Below are 26,092 nucleotides of genomic sequence, written 5' to 3'. Positions count from 1 at the left end.
GCATGCCTTTCCTCAAAACGTGGATTGCATGTGCCGTGTTGGCGATGACGCTTCGCGGAACAAGACATATCCTTATTCAGCCTATATCATGCTGCCGTTGTTGCGAATGCTCTTTTTGCACGTGTCGAAGTGATACAGCTTAGAACGCGGCATTGCCGGTGAGGTGACGGTAGAGTTCGGGATCAACCGGTTTTATGAGTTTCAGTGTGGAGATCACAACTTTCGATTGGGTGCCATCATCCGCAATATTCACTGATTCGTGCGCATCGTTGACGGCCACTGCGGAACCGACATAATAGTAGGATTTCTCCTTCTCCTCAACTTTACGGCGAATAAAAATGGGAATAAAATGACGATTCCTCCATTCCGACGCATGCTCCGTGCCGTCAAGCATCCATTTGAATTCAGGAGATCGCAAAGAACGATTATTCTTGCTGAACCATTCAATTTCTTCAGGATTCAAGAAACGATCGCCATACTGACTTGCCTCATATTTAATGAAAATCGGCAAGGAATTCGTATCGGTGTCAAGCTTATATCCGCCCACGTTCTGCGGAATCTGCTCATCCTTCCATGCGCATAGCTGCATGACGTCAGCGAGGCTGTATTTCTCGCCATATATGAACCCATGATCTGGCGTAACGCGACGCTTGCGAGCCTCCCGTGACAGTGCAAGAGCATTAAACAAGCTAGCTTCGATAGTGTCCGTGAAAAACGTGCGGAATGTTGAATGTTGGAGCATCGATTCGCATTCCTGAGTCAAAACGTATGATCCATCATCATGCATGTAAACCAAGGAAGTATTGCCGAAACGAGTACGATTCGCACTCGTGAAATACGAATAACCTAACGTGGAAAAAGCAGAATCACACTGCTGAATACTCTTATCGGCATAAGGGAACAGTGCAGACAATAATGTTTGCAAATCAGGCAGGCTTAGGCTGTGCTGCGCGGAAAAACTTTCGAATAATGCGGCCGCATCGTCAGAACAATCCGCATCAATATGATGCCAGTCCAAACCACAGAGCACAGCGAGAATCAACGACTCATGCGGGCGCAAACCACGCAACTGAGTCGCAGTCAACATTTTCAGCACACCAGACTGCGCGTTTGACACCGGTTCAAGCTGCTCCACATACGAAGCCGACGCATGCTTGCCGCGCGACAGACTCTTCTCACGAGAGACCACGAACGACAGATAATCGTTATTCTTCGAAGCCAACGTGGACACTAAAGACGCATCGCGATGCGCGAAATCCATCAGCATCGGAATACGACCCAACTCATAGCGCATCTGCTGATACTGCTTGCTCAGCAGCTTCATATCCGACAAATCAGCGGTATCGAGTGAAGCGAGCACGCGCTCGCGGGCGATTTTATCGAAACTGATCGAAGAAATGCCGATGGACTCGCGTTGAAGATTCTTACGGGCCACATCACGATCGCCAGTATTGCCATACAATGCGATCGGAATCAAATAATTATTGGCGTAATTGCCAATAAAATCAATCACTACAACCGAATCTTTACCGCTTGCCTTACGTAAACCTCGGCCGAGCTGCTGTGTGAAAATAATGCTCGACTGCGTTTGACGAAGCATAACAATTTGGTTGATATGAGGAATATCCACACCTTCATTGAATAAATCAACGGTGAAGATATAGTCAAGTTCGCCATTTTCCAGCTGTTTGACAGCTTCGTCACGTTCAGCTTGCGAGTTTTCGCCGGTAATGGTTTTCGTGCGATACGGTCGTTCCGCCTGCTGATTCACCTGCTCGTTGAACATGGCGGACAGACGTTTCGCCTCATCACGGCGAGAACAGAACACCAAACCGCGCACATCGGTTCCGGCTTCGCTGTAAATCTGGATTTTGTCGATGATATAGCGCACGCGATTAGGGTCGGTGAGCTGTTCGAGCCAACGGGAAAACTCAGTGCGATCCTTGTCTGTCATGGAATTAGCGGAAACCTGCTGCCCCATAAACTTGCCGTCCGGCGCTTCCTTGATATATTCGCCAACCCCGTAATAGTGGAACGGGCAGAGCATATCCTCTTCAAGCGCCTTCTGCAAGCGAATCTCATACGCAACGTTATTGCCAAATAATTCAAAAATATTCGCACCGTCAGTACGTTCCGGCGTTGCCGTCATACCAAGCATGAAATCAGGAGTGAAATAATCAATAATTCTCTTATATGAATCCGCGGCGGTATGGTGAACTTCGTCGATCAAAATATAATCGAAATCGTTTTTGCTGAATTGTGCAAGAATTTCCGGACGAGACATGGTTTGCACAGTGGCAAACACATATTTACGATCATGCTCTTTACTTGTTCCGGAAAATAATCCAAGCTCAGCATCGGTGCAACGAAGCACTTTCTGATATGATTCCCGCGCTTTTTTGAGAATTTGTTCCTGCTGGGCGATGTACAGCATGCGATTCGGCTTATATTGGCGCACGTCGAATGCGGACAGATACGTTTTGCCGGTGCCCGTTGCCGAAATAATAATCGCACGGCTTTCGCCCTGTTTGCGCAGTTGCACAAGATTCATCAACGCTTCGACCTGCATGGCATTCGGGGTGATGGCTGCGTCGGAATCGTTGTTCTGCCTGCGATTCGGCTGACGAGGCGGTGCGTATTTCTTGAAATCTTCCTCGTATAATGCAAGCCAAGCGTCGGTGAGCGGCTTGGATTCGCTGATTTGCAAATCGATTTCCGCTGCGAGCTGCTCCGCGAGACCGCTATTGTCTGCGGTGGCGACTTTCAAGTTCCACTCGCGATTGGAATTCAACGCGTTAATGGTGAGATTCGAGCTGCCGATATACGTGGCATACAGCGGCTCATTGCCTGCGGAATGGCGGAATACATAGCCTTTCGGATGGTAAGGATAATCCGCCGTTGCACTACTTGCTTGTATGTCTGTTCCTTCTATGGTTTCTGAGGCTTCCGTGATTGCTTCCTGCTGTCCCGGCTGCCAGATCTGCACTTGAATGCCGGTATCCTGCTGTAATTTCAGCAGTTCTTTGAATGCTTTCGGAGAATTAAAATAGTTGAATGTCGATGTAATAATGCGACCTGACTCATGATTGTTGTTATCTGCAAAATCAAGAAAATGCTGTTTTAATGTCTGTACCGCACCCTGGCTGACGAACGCGACCGACATGTCAAAATCCTGACTGCGTTCCAGCTCCTCCTTGAGAGCCTTTTCCATGGTTCGTCCATCATGATTGACGATCAACGTCGGCTCATATTCGGAATTCGCGTTCTCTTTTTTCTCAACAAAACCCGATATGACGGCTTCGACCAGAGAGGAATCGGCCATGTAAATCACTTCCTTGTTTTCATGCAAGTCACGTGTTTTTCGTATCGCAATGCGTTGTGAAATTCGGTGCTTTCACGAGATGGTCGGTTTGGTTGAAGAAAAATCGGGTTTTCTCAAGTCCATGATGGAAATGCGTTGAACGGCATCGCGGTCGGCGGGAGCCCAATCCAGAGTCGGCATATCTTGGGGATTCAGCCAGCGGATTTCCTGATGCTCGGTCAGTCGGGGAGCGCCGTTAAGTAAGTGGCAGATGAACGTTGTGAGTACAACAGTGCCGAAGTCGTAATCATATGAAGCGGTGCACACCTCGCTGCCGATTTCGACTTCGCACAGCAATTCCTCTTCGATTTCGCGGTGCAACGCCTGACGTGCGCTTTCGTGAAGTTCGATTTTGCCGCCGGGAAATTCCCAATATCCAGCCAGCGTCTTGCCTTCGCCACGGCGTGCGCACAATACCATGCCATCTTTGACGATGGCCGCACCTACAACATTGATGATCTTACGTGGCATTGGGTTACCTCCCTTGTCAAAAATCAGATCCAGGATACAACGGGGGGCGATCGCGCCAGGCCCAAAAGATTGAAACAACATAAAAGGTGGCGAAGTTTCTTGGCGTTGTGAATTTTTCGGTAACAAATAAAGTGGTACAATATCTTGTACAATCATAGGAGGTTATGGGTAATGGTTACAGCAATCGCATACAGTAATTTTCGCAAGGAACTTAAGTCCTACATGAGGAAGGCAAACGAGGATGCCGACGCGATCCTCGTTACGAATTCAGACCCGAAAGACAATATCGTCGTAATGAGTGCTAGTGACTACGACTCCCTTATGGAGACGCTGCATATCTATGAGAATCCTTACCTTATGGACAAGGTACAAAGGGGATTGGCTCAAGTTAAGTCAAGGCAGACTATTCGTCATGACCTGATCGAGCAAGAGGGGAAATAGTGATTCTCTCGTGGACGGAAGACGCATGGGATGACTATCTGTACTGGCAGAGGCAGGATCCCAAAACTTTCAAGCGAATCAACTTGCTGATAAAAGATGCCATGCGATCGCCTGCTGAGGGCATCGGCAAACCCGAACCTCTTAAATGGGCTCTTCAAGGAGCATGGTCACGTAGAATCGACTCGGCGAACAGGCTCGTCTACACAATCGACGATGATGGCATCACCATTCTCTCCGCCAAAAGCCACTACAGTAAAGAATGGTCATGATCCGACCTCACAAAATGGGTGAATCGTGAGGTCGGGAGGTTCATCACGCAAAGCGGGGCTCAAGAAATCAGTAGAGCTCCTTCCAGACGGGCATGAATGCATGCTCGTCTGGAAGGAGAGTACTGCTTTGTGATATTCGCGGAATCCTTCCGGAAGAACCAGGATCCCAAGAGCCTGGTCCGGGTGGAATCCACAAAATCACAACAAGCTTCCAAGCTGAACCGGTCCATGAAGCGGAGTGAGGCTGCGATGCAATCGCTGTCCTGTCCGGAGGGGATGTACTTCAGTCCGTATATTTGCGATCCCAAGAACTCCGATATGGGGGCCGTGGCGTAAGAGGGTGCGGAGCTTTGGAGCTTTCCCGTCGGACCAGGGAATTTCAGGATCCAGTCAGCGTCCCTCCAGCGGACTACGGCCTTTCGACCGGTGTTGCCGGAATAGAACCTTCAGGACTCGGGCAGATCCTCGAAATCGGCAAACCTGATCATTACCTTTCCTTAACCTCAACCAATGAAGCAACGTGCGTTACGCGCACAGTATAGGGCATGCAGACATTGGCGAAGAGCTGGAGATGATCTTTGGAAGCAAAAACTTTCACATCACGTATGTCACGCTTATTTTGCTTGTTGGGTGTAGCGGCAGTTCGGGAAGCCGGTGCATCCGTAGAATGAGCGGTTCGGATCGTTGCGATTGTGCCGCAAACTTAGGGCTTCGCCGCAATTCGGGCATTGTGGAGGAAGTTTGACTCCTCGGAAAATGTTCGGGCAGATATTGCTATGCAATTCATACATGAATCGCGACGGGCGGGTCTGATCCACGATGAAGAACAGTTTCTTCTTGCATCGGGTCATCGCCACGTAAAACAGTCGCCGTTCCTCCGCATGTGGGCATCTCTCCACTTCCGGCAGTAGCAGACCAAGCAGCGGCTCTTCGGGAATCGTGCTTGGAAAACCTTTCAATCCACCGGAACAGCACAGCAGAAATACGAAATCGCGTTGCAATCCTTTGGAAGCATGAGCGGTCATGAAACGAATATCCATATCCGGTTTTTCAAGAAAACGAATATTCCCAATGCTCTGGTCAATGGAGAACAGACCGTCTTTATCGCAACGAATCATGAGATTGATGTCACTGCGATACCGGCCAAGCAGCAATACGGACGCGGTTTTCGGTAGTTTACGCAACTGCTCGACAATCACATTGAATCGTTCTTCCGCAGTATGCCCGCCAAGTGCTTTCAGCGAATAATCCTTCTTATCGCTGGGATTATGCAAGTGTTTGACATACAGATTGGTGTCGCGCATCACGAATGTTCCGCTTGCGTCGATGAGACTCTGTCGGAAGCGCCGTGTGGTGGTGATTTGGAACATGCGGGTCGGACCCCAGTCGCGCCAAATTCGGTCGAAATCGAGAATGAGATGAATGTCGCTGCCTGCGAAACGATAAATCGACTGCCAATCGTCGCCAACGCAGAACAATGAGAAATCATGTTGCAAGCGAAGCGCGCGGATTAGCTCATAACGCGGTCGTGACATGTCCTGATATTCGTCAATCAGCACATATTTATATGGATGACGGTACGAGCCATTATTGACGCAACTGATGGCATCAACGATCATTCCCGGAAAATCAATACCATTATTGGTTGCGAAATTCTGCACATAGGCGTGATAAAGCGGTTCTATGAGCTGTAGCATCTCACGATTGCGGCCGATGTTTTTACCGCCATAACGTTCGTTAAGAGCTTGCATTCCAGCAGTGTCAATATTGTTTGACCGCATATGCTGGATAATGGTTTGTGCGGTATCGATAAGATTCTGCCGATATTGATTGAACGCATAATCGTCTGTTGGTAACTGGAAATTCTCAAGTCGTGCAGCTGCGGAATATTTATCGAGCAACTGTTGCGACATGAGTTTAAATGCCAGAAGACGATAGGAAACATTGTGTTCAAGCAAGTGTTCAAATGCGTTACGCACCACATTGTTTGACGTGCGCCCGTCAATAATTGGACGGTTGGCAATAGTGGAGGAACGGCAGATTTCCAGTCCGAGACTATGGAATGTGCATGCGCGAATGACTTTGCCGGCGCTTTGCGTGATGCGACTCGACATTTCGTCGGCGGAAGCTTTGGTGAATGATAGCACCAGAATCTCTTCGGGAGTAGCGGTTCCTGTGTTCAGCAACCATGTGATATAGCCGACGATAGTAGTGGTTTTGCCGGTTCCCGCACCTGCAAGCACCAGCGTATTGTGACCAGCTCCGGCGATGGCGCTGATCTGCTCGTCGCTTAACTCATGCTTTTCGATTTTGCCGATAATATTTCGCGCCCGTTCGATCTGCTCGGCAGGGAGCATTGGTTGCGGCATAAGTTTCTGCGCCGGTTGTGAATTGGCATGAGATCGCGCTCGCGAACGATTCGTTATGACAGAAGTATTGCGAGCTGTGGTTTGTGTTTTCGCGCGATATGACGATCGCGCCAAGCGTGATGATTGGGATGGCTGCGTAGGCCGTTGCGTTTGACGTGGCTGTGCAGTGGACTTGCGTTGCGTCGTCTGCTGTTGCGTAGGCTTGGGAACGTTTTGCTGCGCGGGCCTGGGGACGGGCTGAGTCGCAGGTCTGGAGACAGATGGTTCTCCAATAAGCGCGTTCATGACCTTGCTCAGCAATCCCATAATGTTCCTCCTCAACCAGTGCAAGGAGAAATTATATGTGCTGCCGATGAATGTCTCAGCGTCGGCTGTTTGAAGAAATCGAAATTCGCCGACGCTGAGACTAATATTGGAGCTCAACGTTCGAAGGGGTAGGTGAGGCTCCAGTCGCGGCGCAGGGAATCCATGAGTTCCATAATGCGCAGGGTGTCGGCGTGGGGCATTTCCTCGCATTCGATGCGACCGTCGATTACGGCCTGTGCGGCGGCCGCCACCTCGTACTCATAGCCGGTGAGCTGGGAGGGAACGTCATAATGCGCAACAACCGTATGATTGCCGTCATACACGTCAATCGCCTCAACGTTATTAATGTTCTGGCACGCCATATAGCCATCGGTTCCCCACACGGATCCCATGCGGTCGCTATGGCATAGAATCGAACTTTGCGCGGTCGCCATCACGCCGTTCTCGTAATAGAACGTCATGGAATTATGAGCATCCACGCCGGTTTCGTACGCTCGCATCGACGATTCAATGCGAGCGATCGGCGCATTATGCATGATCATGTCGATGAAATTGATTGGATATACGCCAACATCCAACAATGCGCCACCGGCAAGCGCGGGATCGGTGATTCGTGCCTTCGCGGTGGTGGGATAACACAGGTTCGCATCGATCGCCTGTATTTCACCAATCGCACCGGAAGTGAGAATCTTATCGATAATGGCGCGAGATGGCATGTATCGCGTCCAAATCGCTTCTGTGCATAGCATGCCGGTTTCCTTGGAAACGGATATCATCTTACGGGCCTGTGCCGCATTCGCGCCGAATGCTTTCTCCACCAGCACACCCTTGCCGGCTTTCATGCACAATATCGCTTGTTCCGCATGAAGATTGTGCGGCGTAGCGATGTACACCAAGTCCACGTTTGGATCGGCCACAAGTTCCTCATATGAACCGTATGAAACTGGAAAACCGTATTTCGCGGCGAAATCAGCCGCACGTCCCGCATCTCGTGCGGCGACAGCATACGGTTCCACCAAATCCGCATAACGACTGTCCGCGGCCATTTTCACCAACGTGTCAGCCATATGCTGTGCGATCCGGCCTGCGCCGAGAATCGCAACACGAATACGAGCCATATCAAACCCCATCTTTCGTAAACTGTCTGAACAGTGTTGATTCATTTATATTGCTGCGTTGCAAGTTCCAGCGTACGCCATGTGTGATCGCAACGCGCGTTGATCCGCATCGCACTTGCACGCGTTCGTCCGGATGCTTTTCTGATTTGCCGTATTTTGCCGGATCTTGCCATAATGGTGTGCTGTGGCAGCGCAGGAACAAATTAAGAAGACCGGAAAACCTCGGAAATCCGCAAAAAAAGAGAAATACGAGCGTGGCACGAGAAGTTACATCATGTCGCATATCCGAGGCAAAGACACCTCCATCGAAATGATGGTACGCAGTTTTCTTTTTTCGAAAGGCCTACGATTCCGTAAAAACGACAAGCGGTATCCGGGGCATCCCGACGTGGTGTTGCCGAAATACCGTACGATGGTGTTCATCAACGGCTGTTTCTGGCATATGCATGAAAACTGCCCGAAAGCCACCCGCGTACCGAAATCGAATGTGGAATTCTGGAGTGCGAAACTGCTGCGCAACCACGAACGAGATGTCAGACAGCATGCCGAACTTGAAGCGATGGGCTGGAAAGTGATCGTGGTGTGGGAATGCGAGCTCGCCAAAAAAGTGCGTGAGGAACGGTTGGAGAGACTGTACTGCGAAATCGTCGAAGCGTGATTCTTGCCGCTGGAACATGATGCTCGTGGTTCCAGCTTTCCGTGACATGTGATTTTCTGTTTTCAAAACGAGCGTAATGGCGGCGAGACGGTGTTTGCGATTTGTCGCGTCTGAAGAATACAAACGAACTATGGGAAATGCTGAGAACAGCGCGCTGCCGCAGATGTCGCACCGCGCCCAGATTGCTAATCCGTTCCGTGCCATGGTGTTTGGCGCGATGGCCGACGAGATGATCGCCGCAGGCACCGATGTGGTCAAGTTGAGCTTGGGGGAGCCGGATTTCGGCGCTCCACCTGCAGTGCGTGATGCGATGCGCGAACAGTATGATGGCCGTCCATTGCCCTATACCGCTGCAATGGGCTTGCCGGAATTACGTCAGGCGATTTCCGATTTCTACAAGGAACGCCACCATGTGAGCGTCGATCCGAAACGTATTGCAATCACGGCCGGAGGTTCCACGGCACTGCTGCTTGCCGCCGCATTGACGGTGAACGAGGATGACGAAGTGCTGATCGCCGACCCGTCGTACCCGTGCAATCGCGAACTGGTCCGCGCATTCGGAGGCAAAGTCGTGGACGTGCCAACGAACGCGGACACCCGATTCCATCTCACACCGGAACTATGCCGCGAATACTGGTCGGATCGCACCAAAGCGGTGATGATCACCTCGCCGTCGAACCCGACCGGTACCACCATCGCCTTCGACACCCTGAAATCCGTGTGCGATCTGGCGAAAGAACGCGGCGCATGGCGCATCGTCGACGAAACCTACCTTGACCTAGCCGACCGCGAACCGGACGGTTCCGACGTGAAATCCGTGCTCGCCTGCGACCCGGACGCCATCGTATGCTCCAGCTTCTCCAAGTTCTTCGGTATGACCGGCTGGCGACTGGGCTGGATGGTCGTGCCTGAATACGCGCTCGAAGCCATGGACGATCTCGCCACCAACTTCTTCCTGTGCGCGCATACACCCACCCAGCATGCGGCGCTCGCGTGCTTCACTCCGGAAACGTTGGCCGTGTGCGAGGAACGCCGTCAGGAGTTGCTGGAGCGTCGTCGCATTGTGGTTGACGGATTGGCTGAGATCGGTCTGCCGTTGGAGGTTGAGCCGAATGGTGCGTTCTATGCGTATTTCAATATTTCCAGCACTGGTCTTGATGCGTGGACGTTCTGTGAGCGCGCGTTGAAGGAAGCGCATGTTGCGTTGACGCCTGGTCGTGATTTCGGTGAGGCCACTGCTGATACGCATGTGCGACTGTCGTATGCGGCCTCGCGCGAGGCGTTGCGTGAGGGCTTGAAGCGGCTTGGCGATTTCGTTAGCAAGCTTCGCGGCTGATTTCTGCATGGCTTGTTGAGACTGTTGTTTTTGCGGTGAAGACGGTTTCGTGCGATGGAAACATCGTGTGGAACCGTCTTTTGTATATGTTTTTCTGTTGATTGCAATCGTTGTTTCCGCCCTATAAGAGGGGTAAGCACCCTTTTCTTCCTGACTTGAGATAAGAAAAAGCGAAGGTTGTCAATGGCATGTCGCGTAACATGTTAAATGCTTCGGTAACTATGCTGTTGAATCATGGTCGATTTGCATTCGTATGCCACGCGACTCGGTGTGCTTGATATTGGTTCGAATAACTGTACACATGCTCATCGTTGACGCGGCTTCCGGAGCTCGCCCTGAACCTGAGGCAAGCGCTAAAAGCACGGCGCGGCTGATGTGGTCAAACGTGTTGCGACACGCCGTGATTTGGTGATTGAGGCATGTGTGCGTATTATTTCATCTTGCGGTGATCAGAGCCTAGGTGAGACGCCCGGTCCCATTCCGAACCCGGAAGCTAAGGTCTAGCACGGCGATGGTACTGCACTCGAGAGGGTGTGGGAGAGTAGCACGTCGCCGCACTTAAACTTTTTTGAATCCCGAGTCGAGCATCGCTCCTCGGGATTTTTCGTTACGTGATTCGCCCAAGTCCAATTATGTTCCGGTTATGTGCGAAGGCGAATCCAGTGGTCACTGATTGCGGCGCTCAGGCAGCGAAAACCACCAACAGAACAATGCCGTTTCAACAAAAATGATGGGTAGCGGTATGAGCCACCACCAGCCAGTGGTGCCGAATTCGTTCGCGGGCGCAATAATCCAAGGATGCGATCCCAGCCATCCCAGGAATACGGCTATGGCTGATCCCAACGACATGGTTATTCCTAAAGGTCTGAACAAACGCATGAGCTGGAATCGTGATGCACCGAATTCTTGAAGAGTCCAGCGTAATGTTGACTGCGTTTGACGTGTTGATATGGCCAATGCGGCGAATGTCAGGCCGCTGATAATTGTGGCCAAAGCTGGTATGACAATGGCGCGTGCCATGTAGGAGCGGTAAGAGGTGGTGTCGTGTTCGGTAATGAATGCATATCCGCAACGGTTAATGATGTCGGATCGGATTGAATCGCGAACGCCGGAAGCGATTGACGGGAAATCGGTCATAATGAGAGTATGCCGGTTGCTTGGCGTAAGGCCAAGCGTTTTTGCCTGTGGTGAGTCGATTCCAAGAACCACGCCGGGCATGGTGTAATCATTGAGCAGCGAGTCGGTGCCCTCGGTGGGAACTTGTGCTGCCTGAGTTATTTTTTGGGTTGCGGGATCGATGAGAATGATGCCAGTGTTGCCGCCTTCGGCAATATGAACGTCGTTGGTTTTACCGGCTAAAGATGAGTTGCTATCAACAAGCATGACAGTGGTTTCATTATCGGAATCTGAGTAGCAATCCGCATCGTCGGAACCATGTTGAATGACGCAATCGTAAGCATGGGAAGTCGCGGCGCGGACCAGATACCGGGATTCATCCGGTGCCGTGAGCACGATGGCTTTGTCTAGAGTCTCGGGATATTTGCCGGCAAGATAGTTCAAGTCATCCTGAGTCAAATAATCGGCGATGAACAGCCCATTATCCGAATTGCCTGTCGCTATCATCATTTGCCCGCTGAACAATGAGCTGGCACCTAACAATAAGAGTGCCAATGCGCATACTGGGGCAGACAAACTTCGTGTACGTTCTATCGCACTGCATTGTGCTGGCGTGCGGAAAAGCCAAGGTAGTGAAAGGAGCAGAGGTCCCAGAGCACAAGCCCCCATGACCGAGCCCACTGATCCGCCAAACGGCCATGCGGCTGCATGATAACGTTCTATCGCCACACAAGAAAACATCAGAACGGCCGAGGAAGGAATGATGTACCATAATGCGTTTCTGGTTGTGATGTCATGCTTAAAGGACATGCGGAAAAACAAAACCAACCATGTCAAGCATAGCGAGCACAGCAAAATCGCTGCTACAAAAAAGATGGACAGCAGGGAAGTTGCTGATGGTTGCCATTCCCAATATTGGGCGAATATGCTGCCTATGGTCCTGTAGCTAAGACCGAATACCGCATATCCGGCTGCGATGCCGATTGCGGCTCCGGGTATTGTGCAAATAAGCAATCCTCGAAACACTGTCCATCTGCTGGTGGTGAGGGGGAATCCGCAAGCTACCAGAGCTTCTACCACAGCATCTCCGGAGCACTGACCTGCTCGGAAGAATGCTGTCATTACTGCGATATGTACGCACAGCAAGCAAAGGAACAGAACTATTCCGTACCATTGGCATCCTGGCAGATCGCGAGTACGAACCGTTTCTTCGGCATTTCGTATTGTCGATTTGATGTATCCGATATTGACATTGTTGGTTGCGCTCTCTTTTGCGACTTCTCCCTGATTTACAGTAGCGTCATCGTCGGTGAGCCACATTTGTATGTTTTGGAGATTGTCTTTGGAAGACACTGCTGTTGCGTACACGGTGTTGGTGTTCGCAGCATCGACGGTGATGCCAATGAGCTTATAGTCGCTTGATAATGCGGAATCGTCACATTGCACGGTGACCATATCTCCCAGCTGGGCGTCAATTTGTTCAGCTGCGGCCCGAGACAGGGAGATTTCGTTTTTTTGCGACGGCTGATGCCCTTCGATGAGCGTGCCATATCGTGAGGGGCCTGTTAGGAAAGTTATGTCTGCGATGGTGTTTCGTGAAGAGCCGCTGGCGGAAGTGAGGCCTACTGATCCTTGTGTGGATTTGACGCCGATGGCCTTACCGTTTTGGACTTGTTGTCTGAGTTCTTCGGCTACATCGTTGCTGCCTCCTGAAATTTGATATGTGTACCCTCCGGATTGACCTGCTGCGCCTTCTTTGGCGGCCTGTACGTATAGATCCAAGCTGTTCAAGGCCACCACGGGTAGCATCGCCGACAATAATGCCACCACAAAGAGTGAGATGGTGAGCATCGGATGGAATCTCAAATATCCAGAGGTAACGTGCCTCGTGATTCCAGTGCTGTGGTAAGGCATGCCATTCATTGCTCCACCAACTTGTGGTCCTGAATGCGCACAATGCGGTCACTGTGCTGCGCGACCGTAGCGTCATGCGTTGCGATTATGACAATGGATCGCTCTTTGTGGGCAATATCTGAAAGCAATGTTGCGATTGCCTGCGTATTTTCCTCATCAAGCGCGCCGGTGGGTTCATCCGCGAGAATCACACGTGGTTTCATGGCGATCGCGCGTGCGATGGCCACACGTTGCTGCTCTCCTCCTGACAATTGGTCAGCCAAATGGTTTGTATAGCCTGCTAAATGCACTTCTTCAAGCAAGTTATCGATTGTGTTGTTTTCAGTGCGGGAAGTTTCCTTAATCTTGGTTTGTCCGAGGTTCTTATGCGTCGCTTCAAACGCCAACATGATGTTTTCTCGCACGTCAAGATATGGAATGAGCCTGTAATCCTGAAATATGCGCATGCATAAAGATCCGAGAAGTTTTTTTCGATCAATGGAATTGACATTTGTTCCATCAATGGTGACGGAGCCAGTGTCTGGTTGTAAAGAACCGTCCATCAAACGCAGCAAAGTGGTCTTTCCTGAGCCGGAAGGTCCCATTATTGCCGTTGTCGAACCTTCTTTGAATAATGCGCTCGCATTGTCTAAAATCAGACGTTTTCCATACGAAAACCCCACGTGGTCAAGTTCCAGCATGGAATAGCCCCCTCTCGGTATACATGAGCATCCATTGCTCTTGCGTAAGGCGTCGTACCCCCATTAGTTACGATTTCTTATGTGCCTAGCGTAATAGTATTTAATGGTTGGGGCAAGATGGTGATTTTTGTGTTTCGATTGTTTTTCGTTAAATTTATGGAGACGATTGCGACTATTTGCCAGCGAATGTGGAAGTTGGGGTACTATGAAGCCGCACTATTGCCGATGGCGTTCGTCATGAACTCGGTTTTGATGGCTGATTTGATGATTGATGTATTGACTGATGGAACGCAATGCTCATGTTGGAGGATGTATGGCACGGTCTGGTACGCCTACGAAACCGCGTACGGCGAAGGCGAAGGCTGTTAAGCCTATTCGCGCGTTGAAGAAAACTAAGTCGCATCGTGCGCGCAATCTTATATGCGGTTTTCTGGCTGGCATTCTGTCGCTTGCAGCTTTGCTGGGCACTGTTTCGCACATACTGCCTGCTGAGATTCAGGCGTGGCCGTATGTTCCCATTATCGTTTCGTTGGTGCCTTGGTTTGCGATTCTTGCGGTGATTGCGCTGATTTGCGGCATTGTTTCGAAGCGAACAATGTCGGTATTGCTGGCGATTGCGGCGATCGCGTTGCAAGTATGGTGGCAGTATCCGTTTTTCTACAATGAGACGAAGCTTCCGCGTGCCGCGATTGCAGCGGTTTCGGGAGCGTCCGCCAATACGCAGGATGATTATGCTCGTTTGATGACATGCAATGTGTTTAAGGGTCGTGCCGATGCGCAGGAAATTGTCGATGTGGTGCGTAGCGAGCGTGTGGAAGTGCTGGCATTGCAAGAAACGACCGATGCTTTCGTGGACGAGTTGAACAAGGCTGGTATTGGCGATTTGTTGCCGTATGCGCAGGTGGCAAGTTCAGACGGCGTGTATGGCAATGGTTTGTGGTCGGCGAGTCCGCTTGTTGATCCGGCTGATGATGATGTTGATTCGAGCGCGTCGTTCATGCCAGGAGCCACGGTTGCATTCAATGATGGTCGGACGCAGATCCGTTTCGTTTCGGTACATACCACGTCTCCGACCGATGGATATTGGCAGCAGTGGAAGCGTTCATTGGATGAGCTTGGTCGACTCCGGTACGATACGTCTCGCAGGTACGTGTTCATGGGCGATTTCAACGCGACCAACGATCATGCGCCGTTCCGTAATTTCTTGGGAACACGGTTCACGGATGCGGCCAAGCAAGCGGCCGGGGGATTGGTGTTCACGTGGCCTGCGAATATCGATTATGTGCCGACGTTTGCGGGCATTGACCATATCGTATTGGATTCCGGCATGTTGGCCGGTCGGGTCAAATCGTTGAAAATCGATGGAAGTGATCACAAGGCGTTGCTGGCAACCGTGCAATTCGACGTGTGAAGGTGCTGGTACTGCCATGTATCGGCTGCGCATCTGCATAAAACAAAGTGCCCCAGATAGGAATCGAACCTACGACACCTTCTTTAGGAGAGAAGTGCTCTATCCACTGAGCTACTGAGGCAACGAATCTTCATTCTACACACATTCCGGACGAGTGTGGTGCCGAAATGAAGAAATCCGAAATTTACGCATGGCTGTACGCCACATAATGCCTTGTAAAACGTGTGGCGCACAGTCATGGAAAACGATATATTGGCGGTATTTTTGAGATGCTCAGGCCAGATTGTCTTGCGTTCCAGCAGTATTGGCCGCAGTGGCTTGTTCCGCCTGTGCTGCGTCAAGCTTGGCGCGCACTTCACCGAGCAAACTTTGGGCGCGCTTGGCGAGGGCTTCTCCAAGCTCCCACTGGCGCATGGACTGGTCAAGGTTGAGTCCGCCGGCTTCAAGCGCCTGCACTGCCTGAATGAGTTGATCTCGAGCCTCTTCATAAGGCATTTGTGCGATGGCTTCGCGTTCCTTGTCGGTCAGGCTGGATGCGGGGGTGGTTTCGTTGGTCATTGCTACTCCTTCGTTACGGTGGTGACTTCGGACACGATCACGCCGTGCTTCAATGTCATGGTGAGCTGATCGCCGGTGTTTACGGCATTCGCATCGTCGATTACGTGACCGTCCGCTCCCTGCACCACGGCATAGCCTCGGTTGAGGGTGGATTGCGGGCTGAGCGCGGTCAGTGAGGCGTGCGTTTTTTCGATGGTGAGACTTGCGTCGTCGAGAATGCGTGTCAAGCCGATTCTCATGCGGGTCCTTGCATCGTCGATAAGACGCTGATGCGGTTCCAGCATGGTGAGTGGCTGTGTGAGACTTGGACGGTTCGCATAGCCTTCAATCAGTCTTGTTTCATTGTTGACGGTGGCGTCGATGCGCATGCGCATGCGCTCGATGTTCACATTGATGAGTTGCATCTGCTCACGAACGTCTGGCACGACTTTCTTTGCCGCATCCGTTGGAGTGGATGCTCGCAAGTCGGCGACCAAATCAAGCAATGTCCAATCATCTTCATGGCCGATCGCGGAAATCAGAGGCGTATGAGCGGCTGCCGCGGCACGTACCACGTCTTCGTCGGAAAATCCGATCAGATCCTCAAAAGCACCGCCGCCACGGGCCACAATGATTACATCGACGTCGGGATCGGCGTCCATCTGTGCGATCGCTTTGGTCACATCGGAAGGGCACTGCTCACCCTGCACGTGCACATGCGTTACTTTGAAGTCGACGACAGGCCAACGCAATCTCACGTTGGTGATGACATCGCCTTCCGCGCGGGCCTGCGGAGCGCAAATCAGACCGATGCAATGCGGAAACTCCGGCAGAGGCTGCTTGCGGTCGGCATCGAACAATCCTTCGCCTTTAAGCTTCTTGCGTAATTCGTCGATCATGGCCTTCAGACTGCCACCCGCGCCGGCTGCGATAATGGCGTCGCCACGTAAAGACAGTGACGTGCGTTTCATCCACAGATTCGGTTTGCCATGGATGATGACGCGATCACCCTGTGCAAAAGGCGTGGCCGCTGCGGCGAACTGTCCGAAGCCGTTGACCTCCAACGCAATGTCTTGATAATCGTCGCGCAACGTGATGTAGGCGCTGCCTTGGCGTCTGGTGTTGATCTGTGTGATCTGCCCGGCTACCCAAACCGATGGCCACCGTTCAACGGCCATATGGAATTTCTCGCTGAGCAGACTTACCGGCCAGGGGTTGTCAGCAGTGGTTTCGCCGGCCAGTCGCGGCAGCGGTTTGCTGTTCGGCTGCGCCGCCGGGGGTGTGTAATCCTGGTTCCAAGTCATGGTTCAAGATTCCATCATCTTGCGGACAAATGAAACACATGTTCGAATCGCGTGAGGGTACCCCGCCTTGTATAGTCCCTCTTCGGCGGGTGCGTCAAATCGACACTCGGGCGACACTCCGAGGTGAAATCGTTACCTTTGTCACACAAGTTAAGGAATGGCGGAATCAAGCCAAAAATGGAATATATAGTTTTACTGCCGGCGCGCCTCTACTACATTTAGTGCTGGCTATGGCGTAGAGTCTATGGACGTAGAAAACGTATGGCATGCGAAACAAAGCATGAAAACCTGGTCGGATGGGATTCGACCCGGAAAGGATGATGAATGGAAACGCAGGCTCTGAATGCCGTCTCCGCAACCGTTAAAACGGGAACCGGTAAGGTGCTCGTCGAGAAGCGCGACGGTCGTGTGGTCGACTTCGATCCGATCAACATCATCAGCGCGGTGAAGTCAGCCTTCGCCGACCTTGATAAGAAGATCGGGCCGCAGGAGGAACAGCTGATCCGTGATATCGCCAATCAGGTCGAAGCTGAAATCAAGGATCGTTACAACGGTCCCGCCAAGATCGAAGACATCCAGAATCTCGTTGAACACGGCCTGATCGAAGACCACCTGTACGATGTGGCGCGCACGTACACCAACTACCGTCTGAACAAAGACATCGAACGTGCCAAGGCCACCGACATCAACGAAGCCGTCAAGCGTCTGGTGAACCGTGACGAGGCTCTGGTGCGTGAGAACGCCAACAAGGATTCCAACGTCTACTCCACCCAGCGCGATCTGCTGGCGGGTGCGGTGTCCAAGGCGTCCGCCTTCTCCATGCTGCCGGACGCGGTTTCCAACGCCCATATGAAGGGTGACATCCATTTCCACGACGCCGACTACTCGCCGTTCACCGCACAATCCAACTGCTCTCTGCCGAACTATTGGGATATGCTCGCCAACGGCTTCACCCTCGGCAACGCGCCGATGGGATCGCCGAACAGCATTTCCATCGCTGCCACGCAGATTACCCAGATCATGAAGGACGTGGCTTCCAGCCAATATGGTGGCCAGACCGCCAACCGTGCCGATGAGCACTTCGTTGAATATGCCAGGAAAGATTACGATAAATTCCTTGAGCAGGCCCATGAGATCATGCCTGACGACCTGCCGATTGAAATCGCCGAACGCCAGGTACGCTTGGCCAAGGATGTCGAACCGAAGCGTCTGCATTTCGAAAAGGACCGTCCGGCCCTGCCGATGGACGAGCCGTTTAACAAGGATGCCAGTCGTTTGCAGCAGCTGCGCGAGGTGTGGGCGAAGATCCAGACCCGCAAGGCCATCTACGACGCCATGCAGACCATGGAATACCAGATCAACTCCAATCGTGTGTCGAACGGCCAGACCCCGTTCGTGACCGTTGGCTTCGGTTTGGGCACCGACTGGTTCGCCCGCGAGATTCAGCGTGCCATCTTCCTGAACCGTATCCGCGGCCTCGGTTCCGAACACCACACCGCCATTTTCCCGAAGCTCGTGTTCACCATCAAGCATGGTGTGAACGCCGATCCGGGCGATCCGAACTACGATCTGAAGCAGCTCGCCCTCGAATGCGCCACCAAGCGCATGTATCCGGACGTGATCTTCTACGAGAACATCGTGAAGATCACCGGCTCCTTCAAAGCCCCGATGGGATGCCGTTCCTTCTTGCAGGGTTGGATTGATCCGGCGACCGGCAAGGACGTGGAAGACGGACGCATGAACCTTGGCGTCGTCACCGTAAACGTTCCGCGTATCGCACTGGAATCCCACGGCGACAAGGATCGCTTCTGGAAGATCTTCGACGAGCGTATGGCCGTGGCTCATCAGGCATTGCAATTCCGTATCATGCGTTGTAAGCAGGCCGCGCCGGTCAATGCGCCGACCCTGTTCCGTTTCGGAGCCTTCGGTCGCCTCGGCGCCAACGACAGCGTCGACCAACTGTTCCGCAACGAACGTGCCACCGTTTCCTTGGGCTACATTGGCCTGTATGAGGCGACCAGTGTGTTCTACGGCAAGAACTGGATGCGTGATCACGGCTGGGATCCGCAGGGCAAGGAATTCGCGCTGTCCATCGTCAAGCGCATGAACGAGCTGTGCAAGGAATGGAGCGACGCGGAAGGCTACCACTATTCCGTGTACTCCACGCCGGCCGAATCCCTCACCGACCGCTTCAACCGTATGGACCATGAGAAGTTCGGCGAAGTGGAAGGCGTGACCGACCACGACTTCTATACCAACTCCTTCCACTATCCGGTCTGGCTGCAGCCAACCCCAATGGAAAAGCTCAACTACGAGAAGGACTTCCCGTACTACGCGTCCGGCGGCTTCATCAACTACTGCGAGTTCCCGTGCCTGCAGTCCAACCCCAAGGCACTTGAAGCGGTGTGGGATTACGCCTACAACATCGGCATCGGCTACTTGGGCACGAACACGCCGATCGACCGCTGCTACGATTGCGGGTTCCAAGGCGACTTCGAGCCTACTGAGGAAGGTTTCAAGTGCCCGGAGTGCGGCAACTCCGATCCGGACCACTGCAACGTGACCAAGCGCACCTGCGGCTACTTGGGTAATCCGGTGCAGCGCCCGATGGTGCACGGACGTCACGAGGAGATCGCGCACCGCGTCAAGCATATGAGCGGCGAAACCGGTCATGTCACCTTGAGCGATGGTTCCGAACGTGAATGGTTCGAGGAAGCCAAGTAAGGGCCGCATCAACAGCAAACATAAACGAAATATGAAAGAGGGTGGATTTCCACCCTCTTTCATTCTGTGACAATCATGAGGCAAGCAGCAATCGCAAAAACGCGACGCAACGGCAAAACGTGAAGGGACAACGTATGATTAGCAGCGCGAATCCAGCAATTCAACGTCGTGACTTTGCGGCGGACGAAACCAATCGCGGGCCTTTCATCCCCACAACTCGTTCCAACAATCCCAAAGCAGGGCAATGGACCAATCGCATGAGCCGCAATATGATTGCCGACTACAAACGGTTCCTCATGACCGACGGAGAAGGCATCCGATGCTCGCTGTACGTGTCGGGCTGCCCGTTCCATTGCGAGGAATGCTACAACACATCAATCTGGGATTTCCAAGCCGGCCACGAATACAACGACAAGCTCGAAGCGCAAATCATGGATGACTTAAGCCAATCGTATGTGCAAGGCATCACCTTCCTCGGAGGCGAACCATTGCTCAACACGGGTGTGCTGTTGCCTCTCGCGCGAAAAATCCGCGAACGGTTCGGTAATACCAAAGATATTTGGTGCTGGACCGGCTACACGTGGGAAGAGCTCATGCGCGAAGGCGAAAGCCCCGACAAGCGCGAGTTGCTCGAACTGATCGACATTCTAGTGGACGGCCGTTATATCAAAGAATTACATGATTCCCTGCTGCAATTCCGCGGAAGCAGCAACCAACGCATCATCGACGTGCCGAAATCACTGGAAAACGGGCGAGTGGTGATTTGGCCGAAATTACATGATCAAACACGATTCATTCCCGAAATATATGGCAAAGACCGTTCTGCTGGGGAAGGCGGCGCATCCTGACATGGAAATGTTTGGGTGGTTTTGCGATTTCGACGTTCGTTGAGTGTCCGGATGCATAATTAGGTACATTTACTGGATTGGTTGTCTAGTTTATGCGCTGTTTCGTGCCTTTTATGCTGATTGCGAGCACTCACGAAGCGCTTAGGCGTGGGCACAGACTACGATTACATGATTGGATAACCGGGGTAGGGGCTTCCATGCCTGCCATGGAATGCAGCCCGGCGGATAGAACGATAGAGGTTGATACATGGTTGAAGCAGCAGAAGCCGTGACCGAAACGCACGGCACAAAGCCGTTGCGTGTAGGTCTTGATATCGGTTCCACTACTGTGAAGGCGGTGGTGCTCGATCAGTCCGACGCGCTCGCGGACGCGCTGTTCTCCGATTATCGGCGTCACCACGCGAATGTGCGCGCCACCGTGGCCGGACTACTGGCCGACATCCACAAAGAATTGGAAAAGCTTGGCCGAGGCGACGAGCCGATTCGTCTGGCCATTACCGGTTCAGGCGGTCTTGCTCTTGCAGACAGCCTCGACGTGCCCTTCGTTCAGGAGGTCATCGCCGAAACCGAAGCCATTGACAAGGAATATCCGCAGGCTGATGTGATCATCGAGCTTGGTGGTGAAGACGCAAAAATCACCTATCTCAAGCCGACTCCGGAACAGCGCATGAACGGTTCCTGCGCAGGCGGTACCGGCGCATTCATCGACCAGATGGCAACACTGCTCGACACCGACGCCGCTGGTCTGAACGAAATGGCCGCGCAATACGAAACCCTGTATCCGATCGCATCACGTTGCGGCGTGTTCGCCAAAACCGATTTGCAGCCGCTTATCAACGATGGCGCGGCCAAACCGGATCTGGCCGCATCGATCTTCACCGCAGTGGCCACGCAAACCATTGCAGGCCTTGCCTCCGGACGCCCGATTCATGGAACCGTGATCTTCTTGGGGGGTCCGTTGTTCTTCATGTCCGAGCTGCGAGCCGCGTTCAAGCGGGCGCTCGACGGCAAAGTGGACGAATTCATTGTTCCGACCGATGCTCACCTGTATGTGGCATACGGTGCCGCATTGCAGGCCGATCAGGATGGTGACGACCTTGACTAAGCATTACGAAGCACGAACCTGCGCCGACCTGCTGGCGCGACTGGACGAACTGGAAAATCTGCCGTCCAACACTCCGACCATGCCTCCGCTGTTCGCTACCGAAGCGGATCGCACCGCATTCAACGAACGACATCATCGCGAGCATATCCATCAAGGCACGCTCGAAGGAGCCCAAGGACCGCACTTCCTGGGCATCGACGCCGGTTCCACCACCATCAAAGCGACATTGGTGAACGACGATCGAGAAATCGTATGGTCCTCTTATGCGACCAACGAAGGCAGTCCGTTGACGGCAGCCGTGCAGATCGTTAAAAAAATCCAAGCCGAACTACCCGAAGGCGCATGGATCGCACGATCCTGTGCGACCGGCTACGGCGAAGGCCTCATCACCACCGGCCTGCACCTTGACGAAGGTGTAGTGGAAACCATGGCTCACTATCGCGGTGCCGAAATGGTAAGCCCGGGAGTCACCGCCGTCATCGATATCGGCGGCCAAGACATGAAATATCTCGCCATCAACGATGGTGTGATCGACTCCATCGCAGTGAACGAAGCATGCTCGTCCGGCTGCGGTTCGTTCCTGCAAACGTTCGCCATTTCCATGGGCCTGACCATTCAGGAATTCACCCAAGCGGCGCTTAACTCCACCCATCCGGTCGATTTGGGCTCCCGGTGCACCGTGTTCATGAACTCGTCCGTGAAGCAGGCGCAAAAGGAAGGCGCTTCCATCGAAGATATCGCCGCAGGCCTGTGCTATTCCGTGGTGCGCAATGCCCTCTACAAGGTGATCAAACTGCGTGATTCCGGCGAACTTGGCGACACCGTGGTAGTGCAGGGTGGCACGTTCCTCAACGACGCTGTGCTTCGCGCATTCGAACTGCTCACAGAACGTGAAGTGACCCGACCGAACATCGCAGGACTCATGGGCGCATACGGTGCCGCACTGACCGCACGCATGCACTATGCCGACGAAGCGGAAGATGAAGACGTCGATACCACCGACACCAAAGAAGCGGTGGTCGCAGACGTACGTCATACTGCATCGAACATTTTGAGCGGCGAAGAACTCGACAACCTGTCGATGACCTCCGAACGAGACGTGTGCAAGCTGTGCCAAAACCACTGCAAGCTCACCATCACCACCTTCCAAGACGGATCCCGTTACGTGACCGGCAACCGCTGCGAACGAGGCGGAGACGCGAAAAAGAAGCGTTCCGATCGCCCGAACCTCTACGATTACAAGTACAAGCGTTGCTTCGCCTACCGCAGACTCACCGACAAAAACGCAACCCGCGGTGAAATCGGCATTCCGCGCGTACTCAACATGTACGAGAACTATCCGTTCTGGTTCACACTGCTCACCTCGCTCGGCTTCAAAGTGATGATTTCCGGACGAAGCTCGCACGAACTGTTCGAAACGGGCATTGAATCCATCGCATCCGAAAACATTTGCTATCCGGCCAAACTCGTGCACGGACACATCAAATGGCTGCTGAACAAGGGTGTGAAAAACATCTTCTACCCGTGCGTCAGCTACGAAGAGAACCTGGTACCCAACACCGACAACCACTACAACTGCCCGGTGGTGGCCAACTATCCCGTGGTCATCGGCGCGAACATGCCCGAACTGCGCGCAGAAGGCATCCGCTACATGCGCCCATACTTCAACATGGCCAACCATGAACTCATGGTCGACCGTATCGTCGAAGAATTCGCTTGGGCCAACGTGACCCGTGAAGAAGCCGAAACCGCAGTCAAAGCGGCATATGCCGAAAACGAGGTCTTCAAACACGACGTGCAAATGGAAGGCCTCAAGGCACTCGCCTACATGAAGGAACACGACTGCCGAGGCATCGTGCTCGCAGGCCGCCCGTACCATATCGATCCGGAAGTAAACCATGGCATTCCGGAAACCATATGCTCGCTCGGTATGGTGGTATTGTCTGAAGATTCGATCTGCGAACTGCAGCCGGGGGAGAAGCTCAACCTGAGCGAATTCCTCGCCGCCGATGAAGACGATCCACGTAAGAAGAACGCAGACGGCTTCCGCCATGTGGAAGACCGCAAGGTCACCAAAATGCCATTGCGCGTCACCAACCAGTGGGCCTACCATGCACGCCTATACTCGGCAGCCAACTTCGTGGCCTCCTACCCAGGGCTTGAACTCGTACAACTCAACTCCTTCGGCTGCGGTCTTGACGCCATCACCACCGACCAGGTAGGCGAAATCCTCGCCGACAAGGCCGACGTGTACACCATGCTGAAAATCGACGAAGTCTCCAACCTAGGCGCGGCGAAAATCCGCCTTCGTTCACTCAAGGCAGCCGTCGAAGAGCGTGAACGCAACAAACAGCGTGAAATTGGCACAGCCATGCCCGACAAGCAAGACAGCGTGTCCAACAAGCAGGGCGAATTCCGCAAAACCGGAACCGAAGCGCCGACTCCGGGCCGTCAAGTCATGCTTGACACCGTGATGAAAGCCAATCCGAAGCTCACCGAAGCCGTTAAAGCCGCATCCAAGCGTGCCGCGGAAAACGGCGTCGGCGAAGCGAAGAAGTCCGCACACAATTCCGCCACCATGTCGAAATACGCCAACCGCGTGCCATTCGGCAAAGACATGAAGGACTACACCATCGTGGCTCCGCAGATGAGCCCGATTCACTTCTCCCTAGTGGAATCCGTGATCCGCTCCGGCGGCTACAAGTTCGACATTCTCGAACACGCCAGCCGCGAAAACGTGGAAACCGGCCTCAAATACGTCAACAACGACGCCTGCTACCCGGCCATCATGGTTATCGGCCAGCTCGTGGACGCGATTTTGGACGGCAAATACGATCCGGAGCACACCGCGCTCGCCATCACGCAGACCGGCGGCATGTGCCGAGCCACAAACTATTTCGGTCTGATTCGCAAGGCGCTGATCGATGCCGGATATCCGCAAATTCCAGTGATCGCCATTTCCACGCAGGGCATTGAAGACAATCCGGGCTTCAAAGCGACGCCGGCATTGCTTCATCGCGTCATCAAGGCGCTCATCATCGGCGACCTGCTGATGAAATGCCTGTACCGCGTGCGCCCGTACGAGGTGACGCCGGGCAGTGCGAATCAGCTGTATAAGACATGGAACACCATCGTGCGTGAAACGCTCGAGAACCACGGTCGCTCGAAGACGGCAAGTAAGTTCATTGGCAAGGGATACCTGCCATATTCGACGCTCGTCAAAGAAATCGTCAAATCGTTCGACTCACTGCCGTTGAAGGACGAACCGCGCAAGGTGCGCGTCGGCGTGGTGGGCGAGATTCTCGTCAAGTACCAGCCGGACGCCAACAACCATGTGGTCGACGTGATCGAATCGCAGAATTGCGAGGCTGTGGTGCCGGGCATCATGGAATTCATGACCACCCGCCCGTATATTTCCGACTGGAACGAGCATTACCTCGGCATGGGCGGCAACAAGCTTGGCTACGCGCTGATGCGCAAGGCGCTTGACTTGTACAACGCTCCTGTACGCAAGGCGATCGATTTGGCACACGGCAAGTTCTCCCAGGACCTGCCGATGCCGGAACTCGTGAAGAAGGCCGACGAGGTCACTTCCGTGGGTGTGCAGGCTGGTGAAGGCTGGCTGCTAACTGCGGAAATCCTTGAGCTCATCGAATCCGGCTGCCCGAACGTGATTTGTGCGCAGCCGTTCGCCTGCCTGCCGAACCACGTGACCGGCCGAGGCATGTTCGGCAAGATTCGCCGCCTGCATCCGGAATCCAACATCGTGTCCATCGACTACGATCCGGGCGCATCCGAAGCGAACCAGCTCAACCGCATCAAACTGATGATCGCAGCCGCCAAGAAGGCCCACAAGGCTGCGCAGCAGAGTGAGACGGCGCAAAGCGAAAAAGCCGCCTAATCATAGGCAGATAAATCAATAAGCACTGACTGGAATTGACTAAAATACCGACGTTGACAACATCTTCAGCGTCGGTATTTTTATTTGATTTATACAAACAATTCTTCAAATAACGGTAATTGCTTCTGACCTTATTAATAGCTGTTAATTATTATTGGTCGACTTTGCAGAGCATGTCTGTTTTAACCGAAAATGTGTACTCGATTCGATATACGCAAGAGTT

Annotated in this window: 15 protein-coding genes, 1 tRNA gene, 1 rRNA gene and 2 pseudogenes; 10 read left to right on the top strand and 9 right to left on the bottom strand. The window is 52.9% G+C overall.

Going from position 1 to position 26,092, the window contains the following annotated elements; genetic code table 11:
• Positions 1-139: 139 nt before the first annotated feature.
• Both CE168_RS05400 and CE168_RS05395 read right to left on the bottom strand, forming a co-directional pair.
• A complete protein-coding gene (locus tag CE168_RS05400; RefSeq protein ID WP_099571438.1) occupies positions 140-3,322 on the bottom strand; it encodes a DEAD/DEAH box helicase in 3,183 nt (1,060 codons plus the stop codon).
• A gap of 72 nt (positions 3,323-3,394) precedes the next feature.
• A complete protein-coding gene (locus CE168_RS05395; RefSeq protein WP_099571437.1) occupies positions 3,395-3,832 on the bottom strand; it encodes a (deoxy)nucleoside triphosphate pyrophosphohydrolase in 438 nt (145 codons plus the stop codon).
• Between the two features lie 171 nt (positions 3,833-4,003).
• On the opposite strand from CE168_RS05395, the gene CE168_RS05390 reads away from it, so the two are divergent.
• On the top strand, positions 4,004-4,273 hold the full coding sequence (locus CE168_RS05390) for a type II toxin-antitoxin system Phd/YefM family antitoxin (RefSeq protein ID WP_099571436.1): 270 nt from the start codon (positions 4,004-4,006) through the stop codon (positions 4,271-4,273).
• Positions 4,273-4,542, top strand: coding sequence for a Txe/YoeB family addiction module toxin (locus tag CE168_RS05385; protein WP_065440024.1), 270 nt, complete (start codon positions 4,273-4,275; stop codon positions 4,540-4,542). The genes CE168_RS05390 and CE168_RS05385 overlap by 1 nt, the downstream gene beginning before the upstream one ends.
• Positions 4,543-5,156: 614 nt before the next feature.
• Here CE168_RS05385 and CE168_RS05375 read toward each other — a convergent pair.
• Both CE168_RS05375 and CE168_RS05370 read right to left on the bottom strand, forming a co-directional pair.
• On the bottom strand, positions 5,157-6,911 hold the full coding sequence (locus CE168_RS05375; protein ID WP_236824328.1) for a UvrD-helicase domain-containing protein: 1,755 nt from the start codon (positions 6,909-6,911) through the stop codon (positions 5,157-5,159).
• Between the two features lie 419 nt (positions 6,912-7,330).
• Complete coding sequence (locus tag CE168_RS05370; RefSeq protein WP_099571433.1) at positions 7,331-8,335, bottom strand: Gfo/Idh/MocA family protein; 1,005 nt, start codon at positions 8,333-8,335, stop codon at positions 7,331-7,333.
• Positions 8,336-8,519: 184 nt separating this feature from the next.
• Here CE168_RS05370 and CE168_RS05365 point away from each other — a divergent pair, with 184 nt between their 5' ends.
• The 4 genes and pseudogenes from CE168_RS05365 (at position 8,520) to rrf (ending at position 10,887) form a co-directional block, all read left to right on the top strand.
• Entirely contained in the window at positions 8,520-8,993 is a 474-nt protein-coding gene (locus CE168_RS05365) for a very short patch repair endonuclease (protein WP_099571432.1), read from the top strand.
• 130 nt (positions 8,994-9,123) lie between these two features.
• Positions 9,124-10,329 carry an aminotransferase class I/II-fold pyridoxal phosphate-dependent enzyme gene (locus CE168_RS05360; RefSeq protein WP_099571431.1) on the top strand — a complete coding sequence of 402 codons (1,206 nt, stop codon included), beginning with the start codon at positions 9,124-9,126 and terminating at the stop codon, positions 10,327-10,329.
• A 234-nt stretch (positions 10,330-10,563) separates the two neighbouring features.
• A pseudogene (locus CE168_RS09155) lies at positions 10,564-10,705 on the top strand (Ppx/GppA family phosphatase); the annotation flags it as partial.
• Between the two features lie 65 nt (positions 10,706-10,770).
• A 5S ribosomal RNA gene (gene rrf / locus CE168_RS05350) occupies positions 10,771-10,887 on the top strand.
• A gap of 108 nt (positions 10,888-10,995) precedes the next feature.
• On the opposite strand, the gene CE168_RS08920 is transcribed toward rrf, so the two are convergent.
• Entirely contained in the window at positions 10,996-13,296 is a 2,301-nt protein-coding gene (locus CE168_RS08920) for a hypothetical protein (RefSeq protein WP_143433399.1), read from the bottom strand.
• Between the two features lie 68 nt (positions 13,297-13,364).
• Positions 13,365-14,039 carry an ABC transporter ATP-binding protein gene (locus tag CE168_RS05335; RefSeq protein ID WP_099571428.1) on the bottom strand — a complete coding sequence of 225 codons (675 nt, stop codon included), beginning with the start codon at positions 14,037-14,039 and terminating at the stop codon, positions 13,365-13,367.
• A gap of 313 nt (positions 14,040-14,352) precedes the next feature.
• On the opposite strand from CE168_RS05335, the gene CE168_RS05330 reads away from it, so the two are divergent.
• Entirely contained in the window at positions 14,353-15,450 is a 1,098-nt protein-coding gene (locus tag CE168_RS05330; RefSeq protein WP_099571427.1) for an endonuclease/exonuclease/phosphatase family protein, read from the top strand.
• Positions 15,451-15,498: 48 nt separating this feature from the next.
• Here CE168_RS05330 and CE168_RS05325 read toward each other — a convergent pair.
• The 3 genes from CE168_RS05325 to xseA form a co-directional block, all read right to left on the bottom strand.
• Positions 15,499-15,571, bottom strand: a tRNA-Arg gene (locus tag CE168_RS05325).
• 152 nt (positions 15,572-15,723) lie between these two features.
• Entirely contained in the window at positions 15,724-16,008 is a 285-nt protein-coding gene (locus CE168_RS05320) for an exodeoxyribonuclease VII small subunit (protein WP_003834114.1), read from the bottom strand.
• A gap of 2 nt (positions 16,009-16,010) precedes the next feature.
• Positions 16,011-17,291 carry an exodeoxyribonuclease VII large subunit gene (gene xseA, locus CE168_RS05315; protein ID WP_099571426.1) on the bottom strand — a complete coding sequence of 427 codons (1,281 nt, stop codon included), beginning with the start codon at positions 17,289-17,291 and terminating at the stop codon, positions 16,011-16,013.
• A gap of 324 nt (positions 17,292-17,615) precedes the next feature.
• Here xseA and nrdD point away from each other — a divergent pair, with 324 nt between their 5' ends.
• From nrdD to CE168_RS05295, 3 genes and pseudogenes are all read left to right on the top strand, one after another.
• Complete coding sequence (gene nrdD / locus CE168_RS05310; RefSeq protein WP_099571425.1) at positions 17,616-20,015, top strand: anaerobic ribonucleoside-triphosphate reductase; 2,400 nt, start codon at positions 17,616-17,618, stop codon at positions 20,013-20,015.
• Positions 20,016-20,149: 134 nt separating this feature from the next.
• Positions 20,150-20,863: an anaerobic ribonucleoside-triphosphate reductase activating protein gene (gene nrdG / locus CE168_RS05305; RefSeq protein ID WP_080788875.1), complete on the top strand. Its 714-nt coding sequence runs from the start codon at positions 20,150-20,152 to the stop codon at positions 20,861-20,863.
• A 247-nt stretch (positions 20,864-21,110) separates the two neighbouring features.
• Positions 21,111-25,869 (top strand): annotated as a pseudogene (locus CE168_RS05295) (acyl-CoA dehydratase activase-related protein).
• Positions 25,870-26,092 lie beyond the last annotated feature (223 nt).

The sequence above is a fragment of the Bifidobacterium sp. N5G01 genome (assembly GCF_002742425.1).
GTDB lineage: Bacteria > Actinomycetota > Actinomycetes > Actinomycetales > Bifidobacteriaceae > Bifidobacterium > Bifidobacterium hominis.
Note: the sequence above shows the minus strand (reverse complement) of the source record. Positions and strands in the feature narration are given on the sequence as shown.